Here is a 20,607-nt window from a genome sequence, read left to right on the forward strand (position 1 = left end):
CCACAGAGGCCACAGAGAGCACAGAGGGTTTATTTTTTGAGAAAAAGGTGAGTGATACCAAATTTGTTCAACACGTGAATAATCAAGAACGCAGGGATGACCCAGAAAACGATTATAAGGTGGAGCCATTCCGGGAGTTGAGCGCCTTTGGGATCCATCAAGGTTGCCATGAGCAAACCTGCCATAAAACCGATGGCAACAAACCCAACAGCGCTCCAGCGGTACCTCATTTTCTTATCACTCTCTGTGTCCTTTGTGGCCTCTGTGGTTAAGTATTCCTTAAGCGAACTGGCTGAGAAAGCGCAGGTCGTTCTGGTAAAAATAGCGGATGTCGTCGATGCCGTGGACGATCATGGCGATGCGCTCGATGCCCATCCCAAAGGCGTAGCCGGTCCACTGCTCGGGGTCGTAGCCGACGGACTTGAAGACGTTCGGGTCGACCATACCGCAGCCGCCCAGCTCGATCCACTGGTTGGAGAGCTTGCCGAGGTTGGGGGTCTTCATGTCGAGCTCGAAGGACGGCTCGGTGAAGGGGAAGAAGCTCGGGCGCAGGCGCACGGTCGAGCCCTTGCCGAAGATCTCCGCCACGAAGTAGTCGAGGATGGCCTTGAGGTCTACGACGGTGACGTTCTTGTCCACGTAGAGCCCCTCCATCTGGTGGAAGTTCGCGCTGTGGGTGGCGTCGGTGGTGTCGCGGCGAAAGACGCGGCCGGGGGAAATGATGCGCAGGGGCGGCTCCTCCTTCATCATGGTGCGGATCTGCACCGTGGAGGTGTGGGAGCGCATGAGGTAGCGCTCGGAGCCGTGCTTGGAGACGTTGTCCACGTCGGCGGCCTCGGGGAGGAAGAGCGTGTCCTGGGCGTCGCGGGCGGGGTGGTCCTCGGGGGTGTTGAGCGCGTCAAAGCAGTACCACTCGGTTTCCAGCTCGGGGCCCTCGGCCACGGTGAAGCCCACCTTGCGGAAGGCCTGCTCCATCAGGCGACGGGTCTGGGTGAGCGGGTGCAGGCTGCCCGAGGCGGTGTCGGGGCAGGGGAGCGTCGGGTCGATGGACGGGCCGAGCTTTTCGGCGGTCTCGACGGCCTCGATGCGCTCCAGCGCCTCGGCGTAAAAGGCCTCAATCTGCTGCTTGGTCGCGTTGAGGAGCTTGCCCATGGCGGGCTTGTCCTCCTTCGAGACGTCCTTCATGCCCTTCATGGCAGCGGTCAGCTTGCCGTTGGGGCCGGAGATGGTGGCCTTAAAGGCTTCGAACGCGGCGCGCTTTTCCAGCGCGGGCACGGCGCTCTCGACTTCGGTCACGATGGCTGCGAGTTGCTCTTTCATTGGTAAAAATAAAATGGATGTCTGTGTAACTGGAGACCTGGGGAAGCCTTTCGCTCGCCGTGGGATTCCAGCCAACAAAAAAGGCGGCCATAATGAGGCCGCCTTTCGGAAATATCAAGTGCGAGTGAACTCGTGCGCTTATTAGGCGCTAACCGCAGCCTTGGCCTTTTCGACCAGAGCGGCAAAGGCGGCCTCGTCATGGATGGCGAGCTCGCTCAGGGCCTTGCGGTCCAGCTCGATCTGGGCGGCTTTGAGACCGGCCATAAAGCGGCTGTAGGCGATGCCGTTCATGCGGCAGGCAGCATTGATACGGATGATCCACAGCTGGCGGAACTCCGTCTTCTTCTTGCGGCGGTCACGGTAGGCGTAGACGCCAGCGTGCATGGCGGCGTCCTTGGCGTAGCGAAACAGACGGGACTTGTTCCCGAAATAGCCCTTGGTGGACTTCAGGACGCGCTTGCGGCGTTCGCGCGAGGCGGGTGCGTTGGTTGCTCTAGGCATGTTGTATTATCTTTCTTAATGTATGGGAGCGGCAGGGTCGCCTGGTGGTTGTTCACCCCGACCAGCTCAGTTAACGGTCAATCACTTAGATATCGTGATGCGGGAGGCCGACTCGGAGCTGCTTGACGTAGCCGGACGGGACGAGCTGGTCCTGACGGGCGGCACGCTTCTGCTTTGTGCTCTTGTTGCGCAGGAGGTGGCGGTGGTTGGGTTTGCGACGCATAACCTTCCCGGTGCCGGTCACCTTGAAGCGCTTGGCCATTGCTTTGCGGGTTTTCTGACTCATGATCTTGGGAAAAGCGGAGAAAACAAAGGCTTTTGCCCCCCTTGGCAAGGAGAAATGTATAAAAATGCTCTCCGGGGCCAGCTGCTTATGGGGTTAAAAATCCCTTTTATACCTGACTTTACATCAAAGCGACTCTTTCGCGTACTTGATTCCGGCGCGGAATTTGCTATGTTAGGGGTAGCGTCTGTGAAAGGCGCGAAAGGAGTTATACGTTTATAAATGAGTGAAAATAAAGATTTTGGCGAAGTGGTAGAGCTGATCCTCAAGGAGGACGGCCGGTTCGACAAGGGGGCGTACTTTTTCGTGCGCCAGGGGCTCGACCACACGCTGCGTCAACTCGATGACGGCCCCGAGGGGCACCCCCGCCACGTCACCGGGCAGGAGCTGCTGGAGGGTATCCGTGATTTCGCCCACAACCAGTACGGGCCGCTCTCATACAGCCTGCTCGATCACTGGGGCATCCACAAGTGCGACGACTTCGGCGAAATTGTCTTCAATCTCGTCGAGTACGGCGTCCTCGGTAAGACCGACAACGACCGCAAGGAGGACTTCTGCGGCGGCTACGACTTCCGTGAGGCCTTTCTGAAGCCCTACCTGCCCAAAAACGCCAAGGGCGAGCTCCACCCCGAGCAAAGCTAGCCGAGATGCAAATCACCAAAACTGGGTCGTCTCTATAGGGAAAATCAAAAGGCAATCGCTATCGGCAATGACTTAGGCGGGCCCTCGTCAGTTGAGACATCAATGTCGGTCGATGTTTGGGCGAAGCCCGGACATCGGACCGAAAATGCAGGCTCTGCCTGCCGCGGGTTTGGGGCGCGCAGCCCCGATTAAAACCGCGGGACGGCGGCGAGGAGTTTCTTGGTGTAGTCGGATTGGGGGTGGGCGTAGATTTCGTCGGCGCTGGCCTGCTCGACGATTTTGCCCCCGGTCATGACGAGTACGTCGTCACTGATGTGCTCGACCACGGCCAGGTCGTGAGCGATAAAGAGGTACGTGAGCCCCAGCTCCTCCTGGAGGTCCTGCAGGAGGTTGATAATCTGGGCCTGGATGGACACGTCGAGCGCGCTGACCGGCTCGTCGCAGATGATGAACTCCGGCTCGACGGCGAGGGCGCGGGCGATGCCGATGCGCTGGCGCTGCCCGCCGGAAAACTCGTGCGGGTAGCGGTCCATCTGGTCGGCGGTCAGGCCGACGCGCTCCAGCAGCTGAGCCACGCGCGCGCGGCGGTCGTTTTTCGTGAGCTTGGGGAAATGAATATCGAGTGGCTCGGCCACGATCTGAAAGATCGTCATGCGCGGGTTGAGCGAGTTAAAGGGGTCCTGAAAGACCATCTGCACGCGCTTGCGGATGGCGAAAAACTCAGCCTCGGTGAGCCCGGTCAGCTCCTGTCCGTCAAACTTGATCGACCCCGCTGTGACCGGGGCCAGCCGGATGAGTGAGCGCCCGATGGTGGTCTTGCCGCTGCCGGACTCGCCCACCAGCCCGGTGGTCTTACCCTTGCGGCAGGTGAAGGACACTCCATCCACCGCCCGCACATGGTCGGTCACTCGGCGCATCAAGCCGCTGTACACCGGGTAGTGCACTTTCAGGTCGGAGACTTCAAGGAGTGTGTCGTTCACGGTTTTTTAAAGCTGAAGATGTTTTTCTTAGCCACAGAGGTGATAAGAGCACTGAGTCTGGCGCTCTGTGTTCCCTGTGTCTCTGTGGTTAACCATAATATTTAAAGTCAAATTACCCCTGAGCCAGGGCGGCGTAGTCGATGGTGGTGAGGCGTTTTTCGTGGGCGCCGAGGCGCGGGATACAGGCGATGAGGGCCTTGGTGTAGGGGTGCTGCGGGTTACGTAAAACTTCCTCTGTCGGGCCGGCTTCGACGATCTCGCCCCGGAACATCACCACGACCCGGTCGGCGAAACCGGAGACGATCCCGAAGTTGTGCGTGATGAGGATGATCGACATGGTGCGCTTCTGGCGCAGCTCGACCAGCAGGTCCATGATCTGTTTCTGGATGGTCACGTCGAGCGCGGTGGTGGGCTCGTCGGCCACGAGGATGCGCGGCTCGCAGGCCAGCGCCATGGCAATCATGACGCGCTGCTGCATGCCGCCTGAGAGCTCGTGCGGGTAGGCGCGGTGGCGCTTCTCGGGGTCGCGGATGCCGACCGCCCGCAGCGCCTCGATCACGCGCCCGGTCACGTCCTTTTCCTGCGGGAAGTGCAGCTTGATCGCCTCGGCTATCTGCATGCCGATGGTAAAGACCGGGTTGAGTGAGGTCGAGGGTTCCTGAAAAATGTATGCGATGTCCTTGCCGCGGATGCCGCGCAGCTCGCGCGCATTCATCGCCATCACGTCGCGGCCGTCGTAGAGGATTTTCCCGGAGACGCGACAGCCCGGGGGAGGGGGTAGCAGGCGCGTCAACGAGAGGGCGGTCACGGATTTGCCGGAGCCGGACTCACCGACCACGGCGAGCGTCTCACCCTCGTTCAGCGCGAACTCGATCCCCTTGACCGCCTCCAGCGTCCGCTCGCGATTGCGGAAGGAAATCTTCAGGTCCTCTACTTTTAGTAAACTCATGAAATAAACATCGTTCGCGTCCGTTATTGGTTCGAGCGCATGCGCGGGTCCACAATATCGCGTAGGGTATCGCCCATGACGTTAAAGGCAATCACGGTTATAAAGATGGCGGCGCCAGGGGTGAGCAGCCACCAGAAGTTGAGGAAAAAGACCTTCATGTCCTGCTGGGACTGCTGGAGCATCAGCCCCCACGAGGCGGAGGGCTCCTGGATGCCCAGCCCGAGGAAGCTCAGGGCGGCCTCGCCAAGGATATAGCCGGGGATGGACAGCGTGGCGGCTACCAGCAGGTAGCTGGCGAGGTTGGGTAGCAGGTGTTTTAGGAGGACCTTGCCGGTGCTCTGGCCCATGCTCTCGGCGGCGAGGATGAACTGCCGGGAGCGGATGGACAGGCTCATGCCGCGCAGCACGCGGGCCGTCCCGGCCCAGCCCACCAGCGAGAGGATGATAATGATCACGACAAACATCTGCCCGGACTCGAAGTGCGGGGCCAGCGCCGAGCGCAGGGCCAGCAGCAGGTAGAGGCCGGGGATGGCCATGAGAAACTCAACCAGGCGCATGGCCAAGAAGTCGAAACGCCCCCCGAAGTACCCGGCCAGCCCCCCGACGAGGAAGCCGATCGTCATGGTGATGCCGATCCCGATCAGTCCGATGGTGAGCGAAATCTGCGAGCCGTAGAGCAGCCGCGAGAAGATGTCGCGCCCGGTCGAGTCGCTACCCAGCAGGTACACGGGGAACTCCGCCGGATCGACCGGTTCGCCGAGCTGTTGCTCCAGTGCCTTGTAGTCGGGCAGCAGGAGGTGGCGGCTGGTTGGGATGAAGCCAAAGAGCTTGTACTCGAAGCCCTCTGCCAAGAATTTTACCGGGATGCTCTCGCCCTGTACCGCCTCGTATTTGGCGGCAGTCGGGTCGATGTTGGCGTAGACCTTGACGGCCAGCCCGCCGTCCCAGGTGAGGGCCGTCGGCGGATGAAAGGTCTGGAGCAGATTCTGGTCGGAGGCCTGGTGCGTGGCGAGAAATGGCGCGAAGGCCGCCCCGAAGTACAACAGCCCCAGCACACAGGCGGCGATCAACCCGACCGGACGGCGAAGGAGTTGACGGGCGATGGAGACGAAGGTCGGCCACGCAACTTTGAAGATAAAAGCGGCCACGGCCAGCAGGACGACCAGCCCGCCCCACTTGATCCAGCCGATCAGCGCCTGCATGGCCTCGGTGTTGCCCCACGGGATAAAGGAGATGCCCGTCAGCAGGGCGACAACTACTGCCACAAGGATGGCCGCTGGCTTCCACTGGCCCTTACGGACGATCCCGCCCGTGCCGGACTCCAGCCGGATGCGTGGGTCGCTCCAGGCCAGCAGCAGGTCGGCCACGAGGTTGCCCAGCATGAGCATGGTGCAGCCCATCATGACCGCCGCCAGCACTACGGCGTGGTCCTTGCGGGTAAAGGCTTCGAACACGAGCAGCCCCAGACCGGGGTAGTTCATGACTTTTTCCACCAGCACGGCGCCGCTGAGCAGCCCGGCCAGTGCGAACCCCAGCGAGGTCAGCAGCGGGTTGATGGCGTTGCGCAGGACGTGCCGGAACATGATCACCCGCTCGGAGACGCCCTTGGCCCGCGCCGTGGTGACAAAGTCCGACTGCATGTAGTCGAGGAAATTGGCGCGCATGATGCGCATCATCCCGGCGATGCCCCCGACCCCGAGGACGAAGGTCGGCAAAATCAGGTGGTAGGCATAGTCGGCCCAGCGAGCGGGCAGCGGCAGAAAACTGCTTGAGAGCGAGGACAGGCCGCCCGCCGGAAAGAGCCCGGTCTTGGCCGCGAAAAAGACCATCAGGATGGCGAGGAAAAACTCCGGCACGGATAGGGCTGCGTACGCGAACAGCGAGCTGAGCCGATCAAAGAACTTGTTGCGGCGGATCGCGGCCAGCACCCCCATCGGTACCGCCACCACCCAGGCAAAGGCCAGTGCGCACAGCGACAGCGCAAAGGTCGCGGGCAGGCGCTGCGCGATCAGACTGGAGACCGGGATGTTGTAGGCCCAGGACTGCCCGAGACTGGGCTTACCCCAGTGCAGCCCAAAGGTGTAGGTCGGCTCCGGTTCGGTTTCTGCCTCAGTGGCAGTTGCCGATTTTTCCTCCGACAACGTCTCCGCCGCTGGGGGCGGGGCTGCTTTGGCCTCAGATTCAGCAGAGGTGTCCGCAGATGCGGTGGGCTCCGGGTCCGTCCCGGTGTAGAGGAACTTCAGGGGCGAGAGATTGTTTAACCAGAAGGCATACTGCACGTACCAGGCGGTCGGCTCACCGTGGGCATCAACGAGTCCGTAGTCGCGCTCCATCTGCGCGATCAGCTCGTCGGAGATGTCCGGGCGCGAACGCGCCTCGGTCAGGAAGTCGCCCGGTGCGAGACTCATTAAATAAAAGACCAGTGCGCTGACCCCGAAGAGCACCGGGATCATAGAGGCGATACGGCGAAGGATGAAGCTGATCATTCGGGCACCTCCTCGGTCCAGAGCTCATCGAGATTCCACAGCAGGGTGCCGGAGGGCGGCACGACGACGTTTTTCCACTTGTTCTTGATCCCGCTGTAGCCGTAGGGGGTGACGAGGTAGAGCAGGGGAGCCTCCTCGGCCAGGATGGCCTGAATCTCCCCGAAAATCTTTACCCGCTCAGCCTCATCGAAGGTCTTCTCCTGTGCGGTGATTAATTCATCGATGCGTGCCTCCCACTCGGTCGCGGGGGTTTCCTGCCGGGGGTGCCAGATATGGTATATGCCGCTGCTGGCGTAGAGAGCCTTACTGCCGGAGGGGTCGGAGGCCCCCGCGCTGGAGCCCCAGCCGATGGCGCTCATCTCGTAGTCGTGGGTGTTGTCGATCTTCTGGATCACCACGCCGAAGTCCACGTAGCTGATGCGCAGGGAGATGCCGATAGCGGCCAGGTTTTCCTTTAAGGTCGTCGCCATGTCGGTCATACGCTGGCTACCCTCAAAGAGCATGAGCTCGATTTCGACCCGGTGTCCCTCCGGCCCGATTAACTCGTCCTGCGGGTTCCACTGGAAGCCCGCCTCGGCGAGCAGTTCGCGGGCCTTGTCGGGATCGTAGCGGTACTTGCGGACATCCGGGTTGTACCACTTGGGGTTGCCGCGGGAGATGATCGAGTCCTGCGGCTCAGCCCGCCCGAAGTACACGCCACGGGCGATTCCCTCACGGTTAAAAGCGTAGAGGATGGCCTGCCGGAAGCGCTTGTCCTGAAACCACGCCATCTTGTACGGGGCGACATAGGGGACACCCTCGTCGTTGCTGCCGGGCATGAGGTTAAACCACATGAAGGAGGCCGAGGTGCTCGGACCCCGGTCGTAGAGCGTAAAGCCGTAAACGTCCTCGCCCTTTTTGACCCAGGCTTCATCCGTCCCGGAGATACCGGCGGCGTCTGTCTGCCCGGTGGCGAAGAGTACGACCTCGGCGTTGGGGTCCTTGACGTACTTGGTCACGAGAAAGTCCAGATACGGCAGACGCTTGCCCTCGCGATCAGCTCGCCAGTAGTGCGGGTTGGGCTCGTAAACGATGCGCTCACCGGGACGATAGGCGAAGACCTTGAAAGGCCCCATCCCGACCAACTCCTCTGGGGTTTCAATCGCGGTCTGGGTGGACCACTGCTTGAGCAGGCTGCCGTCCTCGTAGGCTTCGAAAAGCTTGTGCCTCGGGATGATCGGGACAAAGCCGATGTCGTTGATAAAGGGGGAGTAAAGCTGCGGGGTGTAAAACTCGACCGTGTAGGGGTCGATCTTGCGGTACTGGATGGGCTCGCCGCCGATGGTGTACTGGGCGATGTAGCGGTTTGGGTAGCGGGGGCGGGACTTGCCGGTGTCGGGGTCGGTCGTCTCGGCGAAGATGCAGTCGAAGGTGAAGATCACGTCGTCCGCGGTAAAGGGCTCCCCATCGCTCCACTTGATGCCGCGCCGCAGGTGAAAGGTGTAGGTCTTCTTGTCCTCGCCGATCTCCCACGACTCGGCCAGCGCGGGGATGTTCTCGGTTTTGACCGGGTCCCAGCCGACCAGCCCGACCTGGAACCGCCCCATGGCGGAGGCCGAGGCGGCGTCTGCGGGCACCAGGAAATTAAACGTCTTTGGCTCGGTGGTGTCGGACACGATGAGGACACCGCCGTACTGCCCCGGCTCGCACTGCGCGGTCTCGACACCCTCCGGCAGCGGGTACTGCCCGCGCTCGATGGCAGGCGGCTCTCCACAGCCCCCCAGCAGGGCGACCAGCCCCACCAGCGCCCCCATCCGGCTCAGGGATGCCCAGCGTGTGCGCCTGACTGTTTGATGCTTCCGGGCGGGCTCGGTGCTTTTGCAGTGGGGCACGTAAGTGGCCCCCGACATGCGTACGGGCGAGTGAGTAAGGGCGGAGTTGGAGGCTGAGAGTTTCAAAAGTCTTTTCAGATCAGGCGGAACTGTTCAGCCAGTATTGAGCCGAACCGATGCGATTTGACCAGTTAATACTTTTTTTGCTCCCGAAAAAGCCGGAATTACGGACCTTGGATCGGGTGGGAGAGTCCTGATTCTGCACTCGACCGGAGGATGACTTACGGTTTTAGATGAGCTTTAGCATGGATGGAGGGACCTACTTCGAGGGCGGCGCATTATCTTTTCTGGTGGCGCGCATTGTGGCTCAGCTCGTAATCGCGCTGTACGTAGGCCTCTGCGTGGCCAAATACGTGCGCTTCTATCAGCTTCAGCATGATTTTATGCGCTCCTGCGAGGATGCCGATAACAAGCTCTACTCGGTCACTTACGATAACGGGCAGGGGCTGGGTAAGCACCGCCGCTTCGAGTACCAGAAAATCTGCCGCGAATTTCGCGACCTCATCCTCATGTACAAGCTCAGCTACGAGCGAATCGGGTTTATCGCCACTGCGATCTATATCCAGAGCTTGCTGGACAGCTTCAGCGATGCGGACTTTACGATCCAGGATGGCGAAGACGAAGAAGAGGTCCAGGAGGTGCGTAAAAAGGCCAGTAAGATCATCTCAGGGGTCGAGTTCAGCTTCGGGATGCTTCGACCCAGTGCGGTGGACATCTTCCTGCGCCCTTTCAAGAGCCTGAGCTGGAAGTCGGGCGGAGACCGCGCCGTCTAGGTCGGGGGTGCACCCTCGGCATTGACAACGGCAGTTGATGCCGACTCATGCGAACAACGCTTTTATAGAAAAGAGATGGCCCTGACGGCCGCGACTTGTTTGCGCGACCGTCAGGGCCAAATTAGGGGGACCGTGGCTTTATTAGCTTACGCTCCGAGGTGAGATGTTGGCAACGTGCCCCACCTTTTCAGAATATCAAACGGGATTTGTATTTTATAGCCCCTTATGGATGAGCTATTAACGATGTTTAAGATGAGTCTCTTGGGATTAAGGAAATTAATCCCCATTGGGGCTGCTGGACCGAGAGGGGCGCTTGGCGGCCCGTTTTCTGGCCGGGGCCTTTCTTTTGTGGGTTAGGACGCTCGGGCCGTCCACCCAGGTGGCCCCAACGAGCGTGGCCCGTGGAAAGGCCGGGACGCCGCGCTCGCCGTTGTGGATCATGCTGATGAGCATGTCGAGGGCAGCTTCCCCGGTGACATCGTTGTGTTGGTTCATGCCTGCGATCTCCGGGTGCTTGGCGCGCCACTCAAGCTGGACGACGCCGATGTCCTCCGGGATTTTTAGCCCCAGCGAGTCAATCCACTTCAGGACGACATTATAGAGCGTGAAGACCAGGTCGGGCTGTGCTTGCTTGAGCCAGCGTTTAAAGAGCGGCTCGCTGGCGGTGAGGTCGTCCTTGAGGTAGAGGGGAGGGCAGCGCCCGGAGGCGGGCAGGAGTTGTTGGGCATTGGCAAAGCCCGCGGTGAAGCGCTGGTCCACCAGTTTGTCAATGCGGTCGTGCAGGATCAGGCCGGGGCGGCGGTAGCCGAGTTTGACCGCCTGCTTCATCGCGAGGGAGGTCAGCATGTAGTGGTCGACGCAGCAGTGGGAGAGGGCGGGCTCGTGAGTGCGCACGCCGGTGACCACGACGGGAAACTCGTCCACCACCGGCTCGAACCACTCGGGGATGCGGTTCTTGTTCATCATGCCGACGAGGACCAGCCCGCGAATGCCGCGGCTGCGCAGCATGCGGGAGAACCCGCGCGCCGTGCGGCCTTTTTCATGCAGCCAAAATGAGTCGAGGCTGCAGCCCAGGTGCTCCGCGCGTCGCTTGCAGCCCTCCACATAGGTGGGGATCGTCGGGTGCTGCCGGAAGGCCAGCGGGTCTTCGTTGGCGTTGAGCAGGGCAAGGTTCAGGCGGTTGGCCGCGCCTCCGCCCTGGCGCAGGCGCGCCATCAGCTCGCTCACCACGGGGTCCTTGCTGTAGCCCATCTCGGCCGCGATGCGTGCGATGCGCTTTCGTGTTGCTTCGGGGATCTGGGGGTCGTTGCGGAGCGCGAGCGATACAGCGTTCTTTGAGACGCCAGCCTCGCGGGCCACATCGGTCATTGTGGTGCGATTGGAGCGTGGGGGCATGCTTTACTGTCAAGTCATCGGGCCGTTTACGCAAGCGGCTGAATGAGATTTTATTCAATCATGCCCTATACCCTTGGCCTTGATTACGGCACCAACTCCGCCCGCGCCATTCTCGTCCGTTGCCGAGATGGGAAAGTGGTCGGATCATGCGTGCAGGACTATCCCAGCGGCACACAAGGCGTGCTGCTATCCGAGCGCGACCATCTGGTCGCCCGCCAGCATCCCGGTGACTATCTGAGCACGCTGGAGACGATGGTGCTCGGGGCAATGGCGCAGGCCATGGAGGACTCCGAGTTTTCCCCCGACAAGGTCATCGGCATCGGCGTTGACTCGACCGGGTCGTCCCCCCTGCCGGTCATGGCCGACAACAGCGCCCTGGGTTGCCACCCGGATTATCGCGATAACCTCAATGCCCAGTGCTGGCTCTGGAAGGACCACACCAGCCACGCCGAGGCGACGAAGATCACTGACCTTTGCTGGGAGCATCGCCCGGAGTATCTCGCCAAGTGCGGCGGGACGTATTCCTCCGAGTGGTGGTGGAGTAAAATCTGGCACTGCCTGAATGCGGACCCCGATACCTTTGAAGCCTGCTACTCGTGGGTGGAGCTGTGCGACTGGGTCCCCTCTCAGTTGGCAGGAGTCACTCGGCCCGAGGATATCAAGCGCGGTGTTTGCTCTGCGGGTCACAAGGCGTTTTACGCCGAGGACTGGGGCGGGCTGCCGGACAGAGAATTTTTGGACATGCTCGATCCGAGGATCGGTGCGCTGCGAGACCGTCTCTACGACAGAGCTTATGATGCCTCGCACGCAGCGGGCAGCCTCTGCGAAGCCTGGGCGCTTCGTCTGGGGCTGCTCGCGGGCATCCCGATCGCCATCGGCGAGATGGATGTGCACTATGGTGCGATCGGCTGCGGTGTTGATGAAGGTGCACTGGTCAAGGTCATCGGGACCTCGACCTGCGACTGCACCGTCGTCCGGGCCGATAAGGAAGTGGCTGACATCCCCGGCATTTGCGGTATTGTCAAAGGCTCGATCCTGCCCGGCTACTATGGCATCGAGGCGGGGCAGTCCGCCGTCGGTGATTTGTTCAAGTGGTGGGTCGAAGGTGTCTGCCAGGGTAAGCCCGAGCTGCACTGCGAACTTACCAAAGAAATGGCCGGACTAAAGCCGGGCCAGAGTGGTCTGCTTTCGCTCGACTGGAACAACGGCAACCGCACGGTGCTGGTCGATCAGCGCCTCAGCGGGCTGATTCTTGGCCAGACCCTGCACACTACGCGTGCCGAAATCTACCGGGCGCTTATCGAGGCCACGGCCTTTGGTGCACGTATGATTCTGGAGCGGATCGCCGAGTATGGCGTGCCGGTCAAGCGCATCATCTGCGCAGGCGGCATTGCCGAAAAGAACGCCGTGCTGATGCAGATTTATGCGGACGTGACGGGGCGCAAGATCCAGGTCTCGCGCAGTGATCAGAGCTGCGCGCTCGGATCAGCCATCGCTGCGGCCGTTATTGCTGGGCCACAGGCGGGCGGTTACGAGGACTTCGCATCCGCGCAGGCAGCCATGACCGGGGTCAAGGATATCGTCTATGAGCCCAACCCGCAGGCTCACGTCGTCTACGACAAGCTCTTTGCTCTCTACCGGCAGCTGCACGATGCCTTTGGCGGCGTGAAGACCGAGGCCCTCGGCCACGTGATGAAGGACCTCATGCTCATCAAGGAGCAGAGCCTCCAGGTCGCATCCAACAAGAAAGCTTTAAAAAACAACCATACCGATGAAGAACCTTTATACCCCCGAACTGTGGTTCGTGACCGGGAGCCAGCATCTATACGGCTCTGAGGTCCTCAAGAAAGTCGCTGCTCATGCGCAGCTCGTGGCTTCGGCGCTCGACGCCGATACCTCCGTGCCTGTGCGGATCGTCTGTAAGCCGATCGTGACCACGCCGGAGGAGATCCGCAAGGTCTGCTCCGATGCTAGCGCGAGCCCTGCCTGCGCCGGGATCATTACCTGGATGCACACCTTTTCCCCTGCGAAGATGTGGATCAGCGGACTGACGCAGCTGACCAAGCCGATTTGCCACCTGCACACGCAGTTCAACCGCGACATCCCGTGGGATCGCATCGACATGGACTTTATGAACCTGAACCAGTCCGCTCACGGCGGGCGCGAGTACGGGCACATCCTGACGCGCTTGCGGATCCCCCGCGAGGTGATCGTCGGGCACTGGGAGGACCCCGTCGTGCGTGCCCGGCTGGCCGACTGGGCCGCAGTGGCTGCCGGGTGGCAGGAGATGCGCAACCTCAAGGTCGTGCGCTTCGGGGATAATATGCGCTACGTGGCCGTGACGGATGGTGACAAGGTCGAGGCTGAGCGAGTCTTCGGCGTGCAGGTAAATACGCACGCCATCGGCGACCTCGTCGAGGTGGTTAATGATCACACCGATGCCGAGGTCAACGCCCTCTGTACCGAGTATGCCGACAGCTACACCGTCGTGCCCGAGCTGCTCAAGGGCGGCGAGCGGCACGAGTCCCTACGGGATGCTGCCCGCATCGAACTGGGCATTCGCAGCTTTCTGGAGGAGGGCGGTTACGGTGCCTTTGTCGATTGCTTTGAAGACCTGCACGGCCTCAAGCAGCTCCCCGATATCGCCGCCCAGCGCCTGATGGCTGACGGCTATGGCTTCGGGCCGGAGGGAGACTGGAAGCATGCCGCGCTCGTGCGCGTGATGAAGGTCATGGGCGCGGGTAAGCCCGGCGGCACCTCGCTGATGGAGGACTACACCTACCACTTTGATCCGGCGGGCGCGCGCTGCCTCGGCTCGCACATGCTGGAGATCTGCGCCTCGCTGGCGGCGGAAAAACCGCGTTGCGAGATTCACCCGCTCGGTATCGGCGGTAAGGACGATCCCGTGCGTCTGGTCTTTGACGGGCAGACCGGCCCGGCCATTAACGCCTCGCTTATCGACATGGGCAATCGCTTCCGGCTCCTGGTCAACGTCGTCGAGAGCGTCGCGCTGCCCGAGCCGATGCCAAAGCTGCCGGTGGCCCGCGTCCTCTGGGATGCCAAGCCCGACCTCCAGACTGCGGCCCAGGCCTGGATCCTGGCCGGTGGTGCTCACCACACGGGCTTCAGCCTCAGTGTCAGCGCTGCGCAGATGGAGAGCTTTGCTGAGATGGCAGGCATCGAGTGCGTGCTCATTGACGAAAACACCGACCTGCGCGCGCTCAAGCAGGAGCTGCGTGTCGGGGAAACCTACTACGGCCTGCGCGGCCTCTAACCACCATGAACTACAAGAGTATCCGCGAAGAATGCTGCGAGGCCAACAAACGGCTTCCGGCCACCGGGCTGGTTGACCTGACCTTTGGCAACGTCAGCGTGTACGATCCGGCAGAGGCAGTCTTTGCCATCAAGCCCAGCGGTGTGGACTATGATCAGCTCACACCGGCCTCGATGGTGATCGTCGACATGGATGGCCACGTCGTCGAGGGTGACCTGCGCTACTCTTCTGATACGCCGACCCACCGCTGCCTGCTGCGCGAGTTTGCCTCCAAAGGCATACGCAGCATCGTGCACACGCACTCGCGCTCAGCGGTCGCCTTTGCTCAGGCCGGGCGTGTGCTTCCCTGTCTGGGGACCACGCACTGCGATTACTTTAACGGCTCGGTCCCGGTGACGCGTGTCATGACGGAGGCCGAAGTCGCCGACGAGTACGAGTGGAACACCGGTCTGGTGATCCTGGAAGCTTTTGCCAATATCGACCCGGCTGAGGTGCCAGCTGTGCTCGTCCGCAACCACGGGCCGTTTGCCTGGGGGGGCAGTGCCGCCAAGGCTGTGGAGACGGCGCAGGCGCTGGAGATTGTCGCCGACATGGCTTTGAAGACCCTGTCGGTTTCGCCCTATTCGCGCCCGGCCAGTCCGCATCTGCTGCGCAAGCACTTCTATCGTAAGCACGGAGTCGCCGCCTACTACGGGCAGCCGTAGTTGAAATTGAATACAAAGGAAAAAAGTCGTCCTGGCCTGTGATGCTCGCGCATCGCTGATGACTTCGCGAATCGGATCAGACCCCGAGCGTTTGGGCCCAGCGCTGGCCGCGCCGAAAATCAGAAGGAGAGAGTCCCATCTGTCGCCGGAACGCTCGTGAAAACGCGGCCGGGCTTTCGTAGCCGCACTCCAGCGCGATCTCTGTCATGTTGAGCGGTGAGTCCAGCAGCAGCTTGCTGGCGCGTGCAGTGCGAAGCTGCGAGAGAAATTCTCCGGGGGAGAGGCGCAGGTGCTTCCGAAACCAGCGCGAGAGCGTCGACAGGGACATGCCCGCGTGCGCGGCAATCGCGACGACGTCGACCCCTTCGCTCAGCCGTTCACGCGCGAAGCGTACGATGTCGCTACACGCCTGGTAGTGGGATGGCAGGTTGTCTACCTCGGTGCTCAGTGGGCGGGAGATGCCGGTCGTGCCGATGACCTTTTCGCGCGCATCGAAGATCGGGAGCTTGGTGGTCGAGCGCCACTCGATCTCCCCGAAGCGTGTGGCCAGCAGCTCCGCTTTTCGGCGCAGGGGTTTGCCTGTTTTAATCACTTGCCGGTCGTCGGCCATAAAGACCCGGGCCAGCTCTGGGTAGTAGAGGTCTGCGTCGGTTTTTCCGATGATTTCACTCTCCGGTGCGTTGACGCGCTCGGCAAAGGTCGCGTTGAGCGCCATGATGCGGAGCTTCCTGTCCTTGATCCAGAAGAGTGTCTCACTGATGTCGTCAAAAAGGGCTATCAAAGCCATCGACTCTGAGCCACTCAGAGACTTTTCGAATTTAGGATCAATGAGCATAGTGACCGATTCTGCAAAGAAAATGGCCGGTAACGCAATGCGATAGCGCACGGCTTTATGCTATAATTCGGCTTTAATCTCGAACCCCTATAATACCCATGAACAAGCATTTTAGCTGCGAAAAGATTCGCTACGAAGGCCCCACCTCAAAGAACCCGCTTGCCTTCAAGCACTACGACGCCGATGCGCTGATCGACGGTAAGCCGATGAAGGAGCACCTGCGCTTTGCCGGGGCGTACTGGCACGTCATGCGCAACGCTCTCTCCGATCCTTTCGGGGTGGGGACTGCGCACATGCCCTGGGACGATGGCTCGGACTCGGTGGAAAATGCTCTGCGCCGCGTCGATGTTTTTTTCGAGTTTCTGGACATCCTCGGGATGGAGTACTACTGCTGGCACGACCGCGACATCGCACCCGAGCTGGGCGACCTGTCTGCCTCGAACAAGGCGCTTGATGCCGTCGTCGCCCGCCTGAAGGAGAAGCAGGCGGAGACCGGAGTGAAACTCCTTTGGGGCACGGCCTGTCTCTTTAATCATCCGCGTTATGCGCAGGGTGCCTCGACCTCACCGGACCTGAATGTCTACGCCTACGCTGCCGCGCAGGTGAAGAAAGCGATGGAGTGCACGAAGGAACTCGACGGTCGCGGCTACACCTTCTGGGGAGGACGTGAAGGCTACGCCACGCTGTTGAACACCGACATGAAGCGTGAGATGGACCACATGGCGGCGTTCCTGCATATGGCTGTGGACCACGCGAAAAAGATCGGCTTTGACGGGCCGTTCTACATCGAGCCCAAGCCCCGCGAACCCACCACGCACCAGTATGACTCCGACGCGGCCGCCTGCCTGAACTTCCTGCGCGAGTACGGGCTCATGGATAAGTTCCGGCTCAACATCGAAACCAACCACGCCACCCTGGCCGGCCACAGCATGGAGCACGAGCTGACCGTCGCCGCAAACGCGGGCATGCTCGGCAGTATCGACGCCAACCGCGGCGACCCGCTCATCGGTTGGGACACGGACCAGTTCCCGACCGACATCTACCAGACCACACAGGTCATGCTCGTGGTTCTCGGGATGGGTGGCTTCACCACCGGTGGGCTGAACTTTGACGCCAAGCGCCGCCGCGAGTCCCACGAACCCCTCGACCTCATTCACGCGCACATCGGCGGCATGGACACCTTTGCTCGCGGGCTGAAGATCGCCGACGCCATCCGCCGCGATGGTCGCCTGGCAGAAATCGTCCAGCAGCGTTACGCTGGCTTCGGCGATGAGCTGGGTAAAAAGATCGAGTCCGGTCAGTGCAGCTTTGATGAGCTGGAGCGCTTTGCCCTCGCCAACGGAGAGCCTGCGCTTGATAGTGGGCGGCAGGAAATGCTGGAAAATCTCATCAACGAGTTTATCTGAGCCATCCCGGCCCGGCCACTCGCAACCCCCTGACGTCCCATGCCTCTCTCTCTCGGCCTCGACGCCTCCACGCAGAGTTTCTCCGCACTGGTCATCGACACCGATCGCGGTGAGACCGTGGCGGAGGCATCTGTAAACTTCGGTAAGGTGCTGCCGCAGTACGGCGCGCCTCAGGGATTTATGGCCGGAGGCGCTGAGGGCGAGGTGCACGCCGACCCGTGCATGTGGGTGGACGCCTTCGAGCTGTTGATGGAGGCTCTGGGCGAAGCGTGTGATTTGGCGGACATACGGGCTATTTCCGGTGCGGGCCAGCAGCATGGCTCGGTCTACTTGAACGACAGCTGGTTCGACGTGATCGGCACGCTTCGCCCCTGTGAGTCCTTATCCGAGCAGCTCGCACCCTGCCTGTCCCGCCCAACCAGCCCGATCTGGATGGACACCTCGACGGGGGAGGAGTGTCGGGAGATTGCGCAGGCTCTCGGGGGCGCGCAGCGCGTTTGCGACAAGTCCGGCTCGGTCCCGATCGAGCGTTTCACCGGTCCGCAGATCCGGCGCTTTTACAAGCAAGATCCCGAAGCCTATGCGGCCACGGCTCGCATCCATCTGGTCAGCTCGTTCCTGTGCTCGGTCTTGTGCGGCGCGGATGCACCGATCGACCGTGGCGACGGGGCAGGCATGAACCTGCTGGATATCCACCGCTGGGAGTGGGACGAGCATCTCCTGCGCGCGACCGCCCCGGACTTGCACCCAAAGCTGCCGTCGGTTGTTCCGGGGGCAACGGTTGCCGGTACGGTTTCGAACTATTTCGTGAAGCGCTTCGGTTTTACTGCGGGGACGCCGGTCACGGTCTTCAGTGGGGACAATCCCAGCAGTCTGGTCGGGATGGGCGCCAGCCGCCCCGGTAAGGTGGTGATCTCGCTGGGTACGTCCGATACGTTTTTTGCCGCGATGCCGGAGATCGTGTCCGACCCGCAAGGCTGCGGGCATGTCTTTGGTAACCCGATGGGCGGCTCGATGTCGCTGCAGTGCTTTATCAACGGCTCACTGGCCCGAGAGGCGGTGCGCGATCGCTTCGGCTATGACTGGGACCAGTTTACACAGGCGCTGGAAGCGACTCCGCCGGGGAACAATGGACAGCTCATGGTCCCGTTTTTCCGGCCCGAGATCAGCCCACGCCTAACTCTGGATGCGCCCCTGCTGGCAGGCAGTGAGGATTTTCTGAATTGGAAAAACGCGGATGCAGCCATTCGCGCCTGCGTCGAGGGGCAGTTTATGAATATGAAGCTGCGCAGCGACTGGATGCAGGTGCGCCCGGAGGTTATTTACCTGACCGGAGGTGCTTCGAGGGATACCGGGCTGGCGCAGGTCGTGGCGGATATCTTTCAGGCGCAGGTGGAGCGGCTCGCTGTGAGTAGCTCTGTCGCGATGGGGGCGGCGATGCGGGCCTCTGTCAACAGCCGCGGTGCCGATCTGGGCATGCTGGAGAAGACGTTCTGCCGACCGGTAGAGTCGGGGACGGTCAACCCCGCCGTAGATGCCGATGCCTATGCCGAGCCTTTGCGTGAATTTACAGCACTGCTGGACTCCGTTGCCAGCTAGGCGAGGGGACCCCTAATAAAACAGGTTGCGGTCGAGGCTGCGGTATTGGATGGCCTCCAGCAGGTGGGGCGTCTCGATTTTTTCCGAGCCAGCAAGGTCGGCAATCGTGCGGGTGACTTTTAAAATCCGGTCATAAGCGCGGGCCGAGAGCTGAAGCTCCTCCATGGCGCGCTGGAGCAGGTCGCCCTGCTCGGGGGTCACGGTACAGTGGGCCCGGATCTGTCGATGGCTCATACGGGCGTTACTGGTTGTCATCGGGCTGTCAGTGAAGCGCGCGCGTTGGGTGTTGCGGGCGGCTACGATGCGCTCGCGGATGACGGCCGAGCTTTCACCGGGCTCACCCTTGCGCATCTCGGTGATGGACACCGCCGGGGCCTCAATGTGCAGGTCGATGCGATCCAGTAGTGGCCCGGAAATACGGCTGCGGTAGCGCTGGATCTGCGTGGGCGAGCAGCGGCACTCCCGGCGAGGGTCGGAGAGGTAGCCGCAGGGGCAGGGATTCATCGCCGCCACCAGCATAAAGGAGCAGGGCAGGGTGATCTTTGCCGCGCTGCGTGAGATCGTCACCTCGCCGTCCTCCAGCGGCTGGCGCAGCACTTCGAGAGCCGAGCGCTTAAACTCCGGCAACTCGTCGAGAAAGAGCACCCCGTGGTGGGCGAGGGAAATTTCGCCGGGACCGGGGTGTGTGCCTCCGCCGAGCAGCCCCACGTCGCTGATCGTGTGGTGAGGTGAACGAAAAGGGCGCTGGAAGCAGCGACCTTCGCCGTTGAGGCTGACGCCAGCGGCGGACTGGATGCCGAGGATTTCCAGAAACTCGTCCAGCGACGGCTCCGGCATAATGGTCGGGATGCGCTTGGCGACCATGCTCTTTCCTGAGCCGGGCGGTCCGATCATGAGGAGGTTGTGATTTCCGGCCACGGCGATCTCGACCGCGCGGCGGACCTGCTGTTGACCCTTAATCTCGGAAAAGTCCACCGTGTGCGCGTGGTCGGGGCGACGGTAAAAGGCGCTCTGCTCGGTCGTCATCGGGGTGATGGCGTGTTCGCCCTCCAGAAAACGTACCGCCTCGTCCAGCGAACGCACCGGGTACACACTGACGCCTTCGGCGAGCACCGCCTCTTCGGCCGATTCGGCGGGGAGGAGCACGCCCTTGAGCTTCTGCTTGCGGGCCAAGAGGCCAAATGCCAGCCCACCGCGCACCGGACGCAGTGCTCCGGACAGGCTCATTTCGCCCGCGATCAAATACCCGTCGAGTGTCTCGGGGCGAAGCTGGTTCGTCGCCGCCAGCAGCCCGAGTGCGATCGGCAAGTCGTAGCACGGTCCTTCCTTGCGCAGGTGGCCGGGGGCGAGGTTGATCGTGGTGCGGGTCTGCGGCATGCGAAACCCGCTGTTGGCCAGCGCCGAAGAGACGCGGTCCTTGGACTCCTTGACGGCGGCATCGGGCAGGCCCACGAGATACACGCCCGCCTCGCCGAACTCCCCGGCATTGACCTCCACCTGCACCGGCTGAGCCTCCACCCCCACGAGTGCCCCTGAAGTAACGACGGCTAGCATATCACACAGTAGCAAGACGGACAGCGTTCGCTCTG

18 protein-coding genes are annotated in these 20,607 nt (G+C 61.7%); 7 read left to right on the forward strand and 11 right to left on the reverse strand.

Annotation, left to right across the window (positions count from 1 at the left end; translation table 11 throughout):
- Positions 1-29 precede the first annotated feature (29 nt).
- From K0V07_RS09185 to rpmI, 4 genes are all read right to left on the reverse strand, one after another.
- Complete coding sequence (locus tag K0V07_RS09185) at positions 30-230, reverse strand: hypothetical protein (RefSeq protein WP_220621093.1); 201 nt, start codon at positions 228-230, stop codon at positions 30-32.
- A 49-nt stretch (positions 231-279) separates the two neighbouring features.
- On the reverse strand, positions 280-1,320 hold the full coding sequence (pheS, locus tag K0V07_RS09190) for a phenylalanine--tRNA ligase subunit alpha (RefSeq protein ID WP_220621094.1): 1,041 nt from the start codon (positions 1,318-1,320) through the stop codon (positions 280-282).
- A gap of 141 nt (positions 1,321-1,461) precedes the next feature.
- On the reverse strand, positions 1,462-1,821 hold the full coding sequence (rplT, locus tag K0V07_RS09195) for a 50S ribosomal protein L20 (RefSeq protein WP_220621095.1): 360 nt from the start codon (positions 1,819-1,821) through the stop codon (positions 1,462-1,464).
- 85 nt (positions 1,822-1,906) lie between these two features.
- Entirely contained in the window at positions 1,907-2,107 is a 201-nt protein-coding gene (gene rpmI / locus K0V07_RS09200) for a 50S ribosomal protein L35 (protein WP_220621096.1), read from the reverse strand.
- A 219-nt stretch (positions 2,108-2,326) separates the two neighbouring features.
- On the opposite strand from rpmI, the gene K0V07_RS09205 reads away from it, so the two are divergent.
- Positions 2,327-2,746, forward strand: coding sequence for a Minf_1886 family protein (locus tag K0V07_RS09205; protein WP_220621097.1), 420 nt, complete (start codon positions 2,327-2,329; stop codon positions 2,744-2,746).
- Between the two features lie 188 nt (positions 2,747-2,934).
- Here the strand turns inward: K0V07_RS09205 and K0V07_RS09210 are convergent, their stop codons facing one another.
- From K0V07_RS09210 to K0V07_RS09225, 4 genes are all read right to left on the reverse strand, one after another.
- The gene (locus K0V07_RS09210; protein ID WP_220624084.1) at positions 2,935-3,663 is read right to left on the reverse strand and encodes an ATP-binding cassette domain-containing protein; all 729 of its coding nucleotides are present in this window, start codon (positions 3,661-3,663) and stop codon (positions 2,935-2,937) included.
- 175 nt (positions 3,664-3,838) lie between these two features.
- On the reverse strand, positions 3,839-4,675 hold the full coding sequence (locus tag K0V07_RS09215) for an ABC transporter ATP-binding protein (protein ID WP_220621098.1): 837 nt from the start codon (positions 4,673-4,675) through the stop codon (positions 3,839-3,841).
- A 23-nt stretch (positions 4,676-4,698) separates the two neighbouring features.
- Complete coding sequence (locus K0V07_RS09220; RefSeq protein ID WP_220621099.1) at positions 4,699-7,161, reverse strand: ABC transporter permease subunit; 2,463 nt, start codon at positions 7,159-7,161, stop codon at positions 4,699-4,701.
- The gene (locus K0V07_RS09225; protein ID WP_220621100.1) at positions 7,158-9,098 is read right to left on the reverse strand and encodes an ABC transporter substrate-binding protein; all 1,941 of its coding nucleotides are present in this window, start codon (positions 9,096-9,098) and stop codon (positions 7,158-7,160) included. Before K0V07_RS09225 ends, K0V07_RS09220 begins: the two co-directional genes overlap by 4 nt.
- 167 nt (positions 9,099-9,265) lie before the next feature.
- Between K0V07_RS09225 and K0V07_RS09230 the strand changes: the two genes are divergently transcribed.
- The gene (locus tag K0V07_RS09230) at positions 9,266-9,805 is read left to right on the forward strand and encodes a hypothetical protein (protein ID WP_220621101.1); all 540 of its coding nucleotides are present in this window, start codon (positions 9,266-9,268) and stop codon (positions 9,803-9,805) included.
- 276 nt (positions 9,806-10,081) lie between these two features.
- Here K0V07_RS09230 and K0V07_RS09235 read toward each other — a convergent pair whose 3' ends face one another.
- A complete protein-coding gene (locus K0V07_RS09235; RefSeq protein ID WP_220621102.1) occupies positions 10,082-11,200 on the reverse strand; it encodes a LacI family DNA-binding transcriptional regulator in 1,119 nt (372 codons plus the stop codon).
- Positions 11,201-11,260: 60 nt separating this feature from the next.
- Between K0V07_RS09235 and K0V07_RS09240 the strand changes: the two genes are divergently transcribed.
- Genes K0V07_RS09240 through araD form a run of 3 tightly spaced genes read left to right on the forward strand, consistent with a single transcriptional unit; the run spans position 11,261 to position 15,178 of the window.
- Positions 11,261-13,036 carry a ribulokinase gene (locus tag K0V07_RS09240; RefSeq protein ID WP_220621103.1) on the forward strand — a complete coding sequence of 592 codons (1,776 nt, stop codon included), beginning with the start codon at positions 11,261-11,263 and terminating at the stop codon, positions 13,034-13,036.
- Entirely contained in the window at positions 12,972-14,474 is a 1,503-nt protein-coding gene (gene araA, locus K0V07_RS09245; protein WP_220621104.1) for an L-arabinose isomerase, read from the forward strand. The genes K0V07_RS09240 and araA overlap by 65 nt, the downstream gene beginning before the upstream one ends.
- 5 nt (positions 14,475-14,479) lie before the next feature.
- Positions 14,480-15,178 carry an L-ribulose-5-phosphate 4-epimerase AraD gene (araD, locus tag K0V07_RS09250; RefSeq protein ID WP_220621105.1) on the forward strand — a complete coding sequence of 233 codons (699 nt, stop codon included), beginning with the start codon at positions 14,480-14,482 and terminating at the stop codon, positions 15,176-15,178.
- A 76-nt stretch (positions 15,179-15,254) separates the two neighbouring features.
- Here the strand turns inward: araD and K0V07_RS09255 are convergent, their stop codons facing one another.
- Positions 15,255-16,013 carry an AraC family transcriptional regulator gene (locus tag K0V07_RS09255; protein WP_220621106.1) on the reverse strand — a complete coding sequence of 253 codons (759 nt, stop codon included), beginning with the start codon at positions 16,011-16,013 and terminating at the stop codon, positions 15,255-15,257.
- A 98-nt stretch (positions 16,014-16,111) separates the two neighbouring features.
- Between K0V07_RS09255 and xylA the strand changes: the two genes are divergently transcribed.
- Both xylA and K0V07_RS09265 read left to right on the forward strand, forming a co-directional pair.
- Positions 16,112-17,419 carry a xylose isomerase gene (xylA, locus tag K0V07_RS09260; protein WP_220621107.1) on the forward strand — a complete coding sequence of 436 codons (1,308 nt, stop codon included), beginning with the start codon at positions 16,112-16,114 and terminating at the stop codon, positions 17,417-17,419.
- A 39-nt stretch (positions 17,420-17,458) separates the two neighbouring features.
- On the forward strand, positions 17,459-19,018 hold the full coding sequence (locus K0V07_RS09265) for an FGGY family carbohydrate kinase (protein ID WP_220621108.1): 1,560 nt from the start codon (positions 17,459-17,461) through the stop codon (positions 19,016-19,018).
- Positions 19,019-19,030: 12 nt separating this feature from the next.
- On the opposite strand, the gene K0V07_RS09270 is transcribed toward K0V07_RS09265, so the two are convergent.
- Positions 19,031-20,572 (reverse strand): YifB family Mg chelatase-like AAA ATPase, encoded by a 1,542-nt coding sequence (locus K0V07_RS09270; protein ID WP_220621109.1) that lies wholly within the window; start codon positions 20,570-20,572, stop codon positions 19,031-19,033.
- Between the last annotated feature and the right edge of the window lie 35 nt (positions 20,573-20,607).

Origin of the sequence: Ruficoccus sp. ZRK36 (assembly GCF_019603315.1) — a bacterium.
In the GTDB taxonomy this organism is placed as follows: Bacteria; Verrucomicrobiota; Verrucomicrobiia; order Opitutales; family Cerasicoccaceae; genus Ruficoccus.

Bases quoted from the DNA above. Each gene is read 5' to 3' on its own strand.
- araD (WP_220621105.1), top strand. From the start codon at position 14,480: ATGAACTACAAGAGTATCCGCGAAGAATGCTGCGAGGCCAACAAACGG.
- K0V07_RS09220 (WP_220621099.1), bottom strand. From the start codon at position 7,161: ATGATCAGCTTCATCCTTCGCCGTATCGCCTCTATGATCCCGGTGCTC.
- araA (WP_220621104.1), top strand. From the start codon at position 12,972: ATGAAGAACCTTTATACCCCCGAACTGTGGTTCGTGACCGGGAGCCAG.
- K0V07_RS09255 (WP_220621106.1), bottom strand. From the start codon at position 16,013: ATGCTCATTGATCCTAAATTCGAAAAGTCTCTGAGTGGCTCAGAGTCG.
- xylA (WP_220621107.1), top strand. From the start codon at position 16,112: ATGAACAAGCATTTTAGCTGCGAAAAGATTCGCTACGAAGGCCCCACC.
- rpmI (WP_220621096.1), bottom strand. From the start codon at position 2,107: ATGAGTCAGAAAACCCGCAAAGCAATGGCCAAGCGCTTCAAGGTGACC.
- K0V07_RS09240 (WP_220621103.1), top strand. From the start codon at position 11,261: ATGCCCTATACCCTTGGCCTTGATTACGGCACCAACTCCGCCCGCGCC.
- K0V07_RS09210 (WP_220624084.1), bottom strand. From the start codon at position 3,663: ATGCGCCGAGTGACCGACCATGTGCGGGCGGTGGATGGAGTGTCCTTC.
- pheS (WP_220621094.1), bottom strand. From the start codon at position 1,320: ATGAAAGAGCAACTCGCAGCCATCGTGACCGAAGTCGAGAGCGCCGTG.
- K0V07_RS09230 (WP_220621101.1), top strand. From the start codon at position 9,266: ATGAGCTTTAGCATGGATGGAGGGACCTACTTCGAGGGCGGCGCATTA.
- K0V07_RS09215 (WP_220621098.1), bottom strand. From the start codon at position 4,675: ATGAGTTTACTAAAAGTAGAGGACCTGAAGATTTCCTTCCGCAATCGC.
- K0V07_RS09205 (WP_220621097.1), top strand. From the start codon at position 2,327: ATGAGTGAAAATAAAGATTTTGGCGAAGTGGTAGAGCTGATCCTCAAG.
- K0V07_RS09235 (WP_220621102.1), bottom strand. From the start codon at position 11,200: ATGCCCCCACGCTCCAATCGCACCACAATGACCGATGTGGCCCGCGAG.
- rplT (WP_220621095.1), bottom strand. From the start codon at position 1,821: ATGCCTAGAGCAACCAACGCACCCGCCTCGCGCGAACGCCGCAAGCGC.
- K0V07_RS09185 (WP_220621093.1), bottom strand. From the start codon at position 230: ATGAGGTACCGCTGGAGCGCTGTTGGGTTTGTTGCCATCGGTTTTATG.
- K0V07_RS09270 (WP_220621109.1), bottom strand. From the start codon at position 20,572: ATGCTAGCCGTCGTTACTTCAGGGGCACTCGTGGGGGTGGAGGCTCAG.
- K0V07_RS09265 (WP_220621108.1), top strand. From the start codon at position 17,459: ATGCCTCTCTCTCTCGGCCTCGACGCCTCCACGCAGAGTTTCTCCGCA.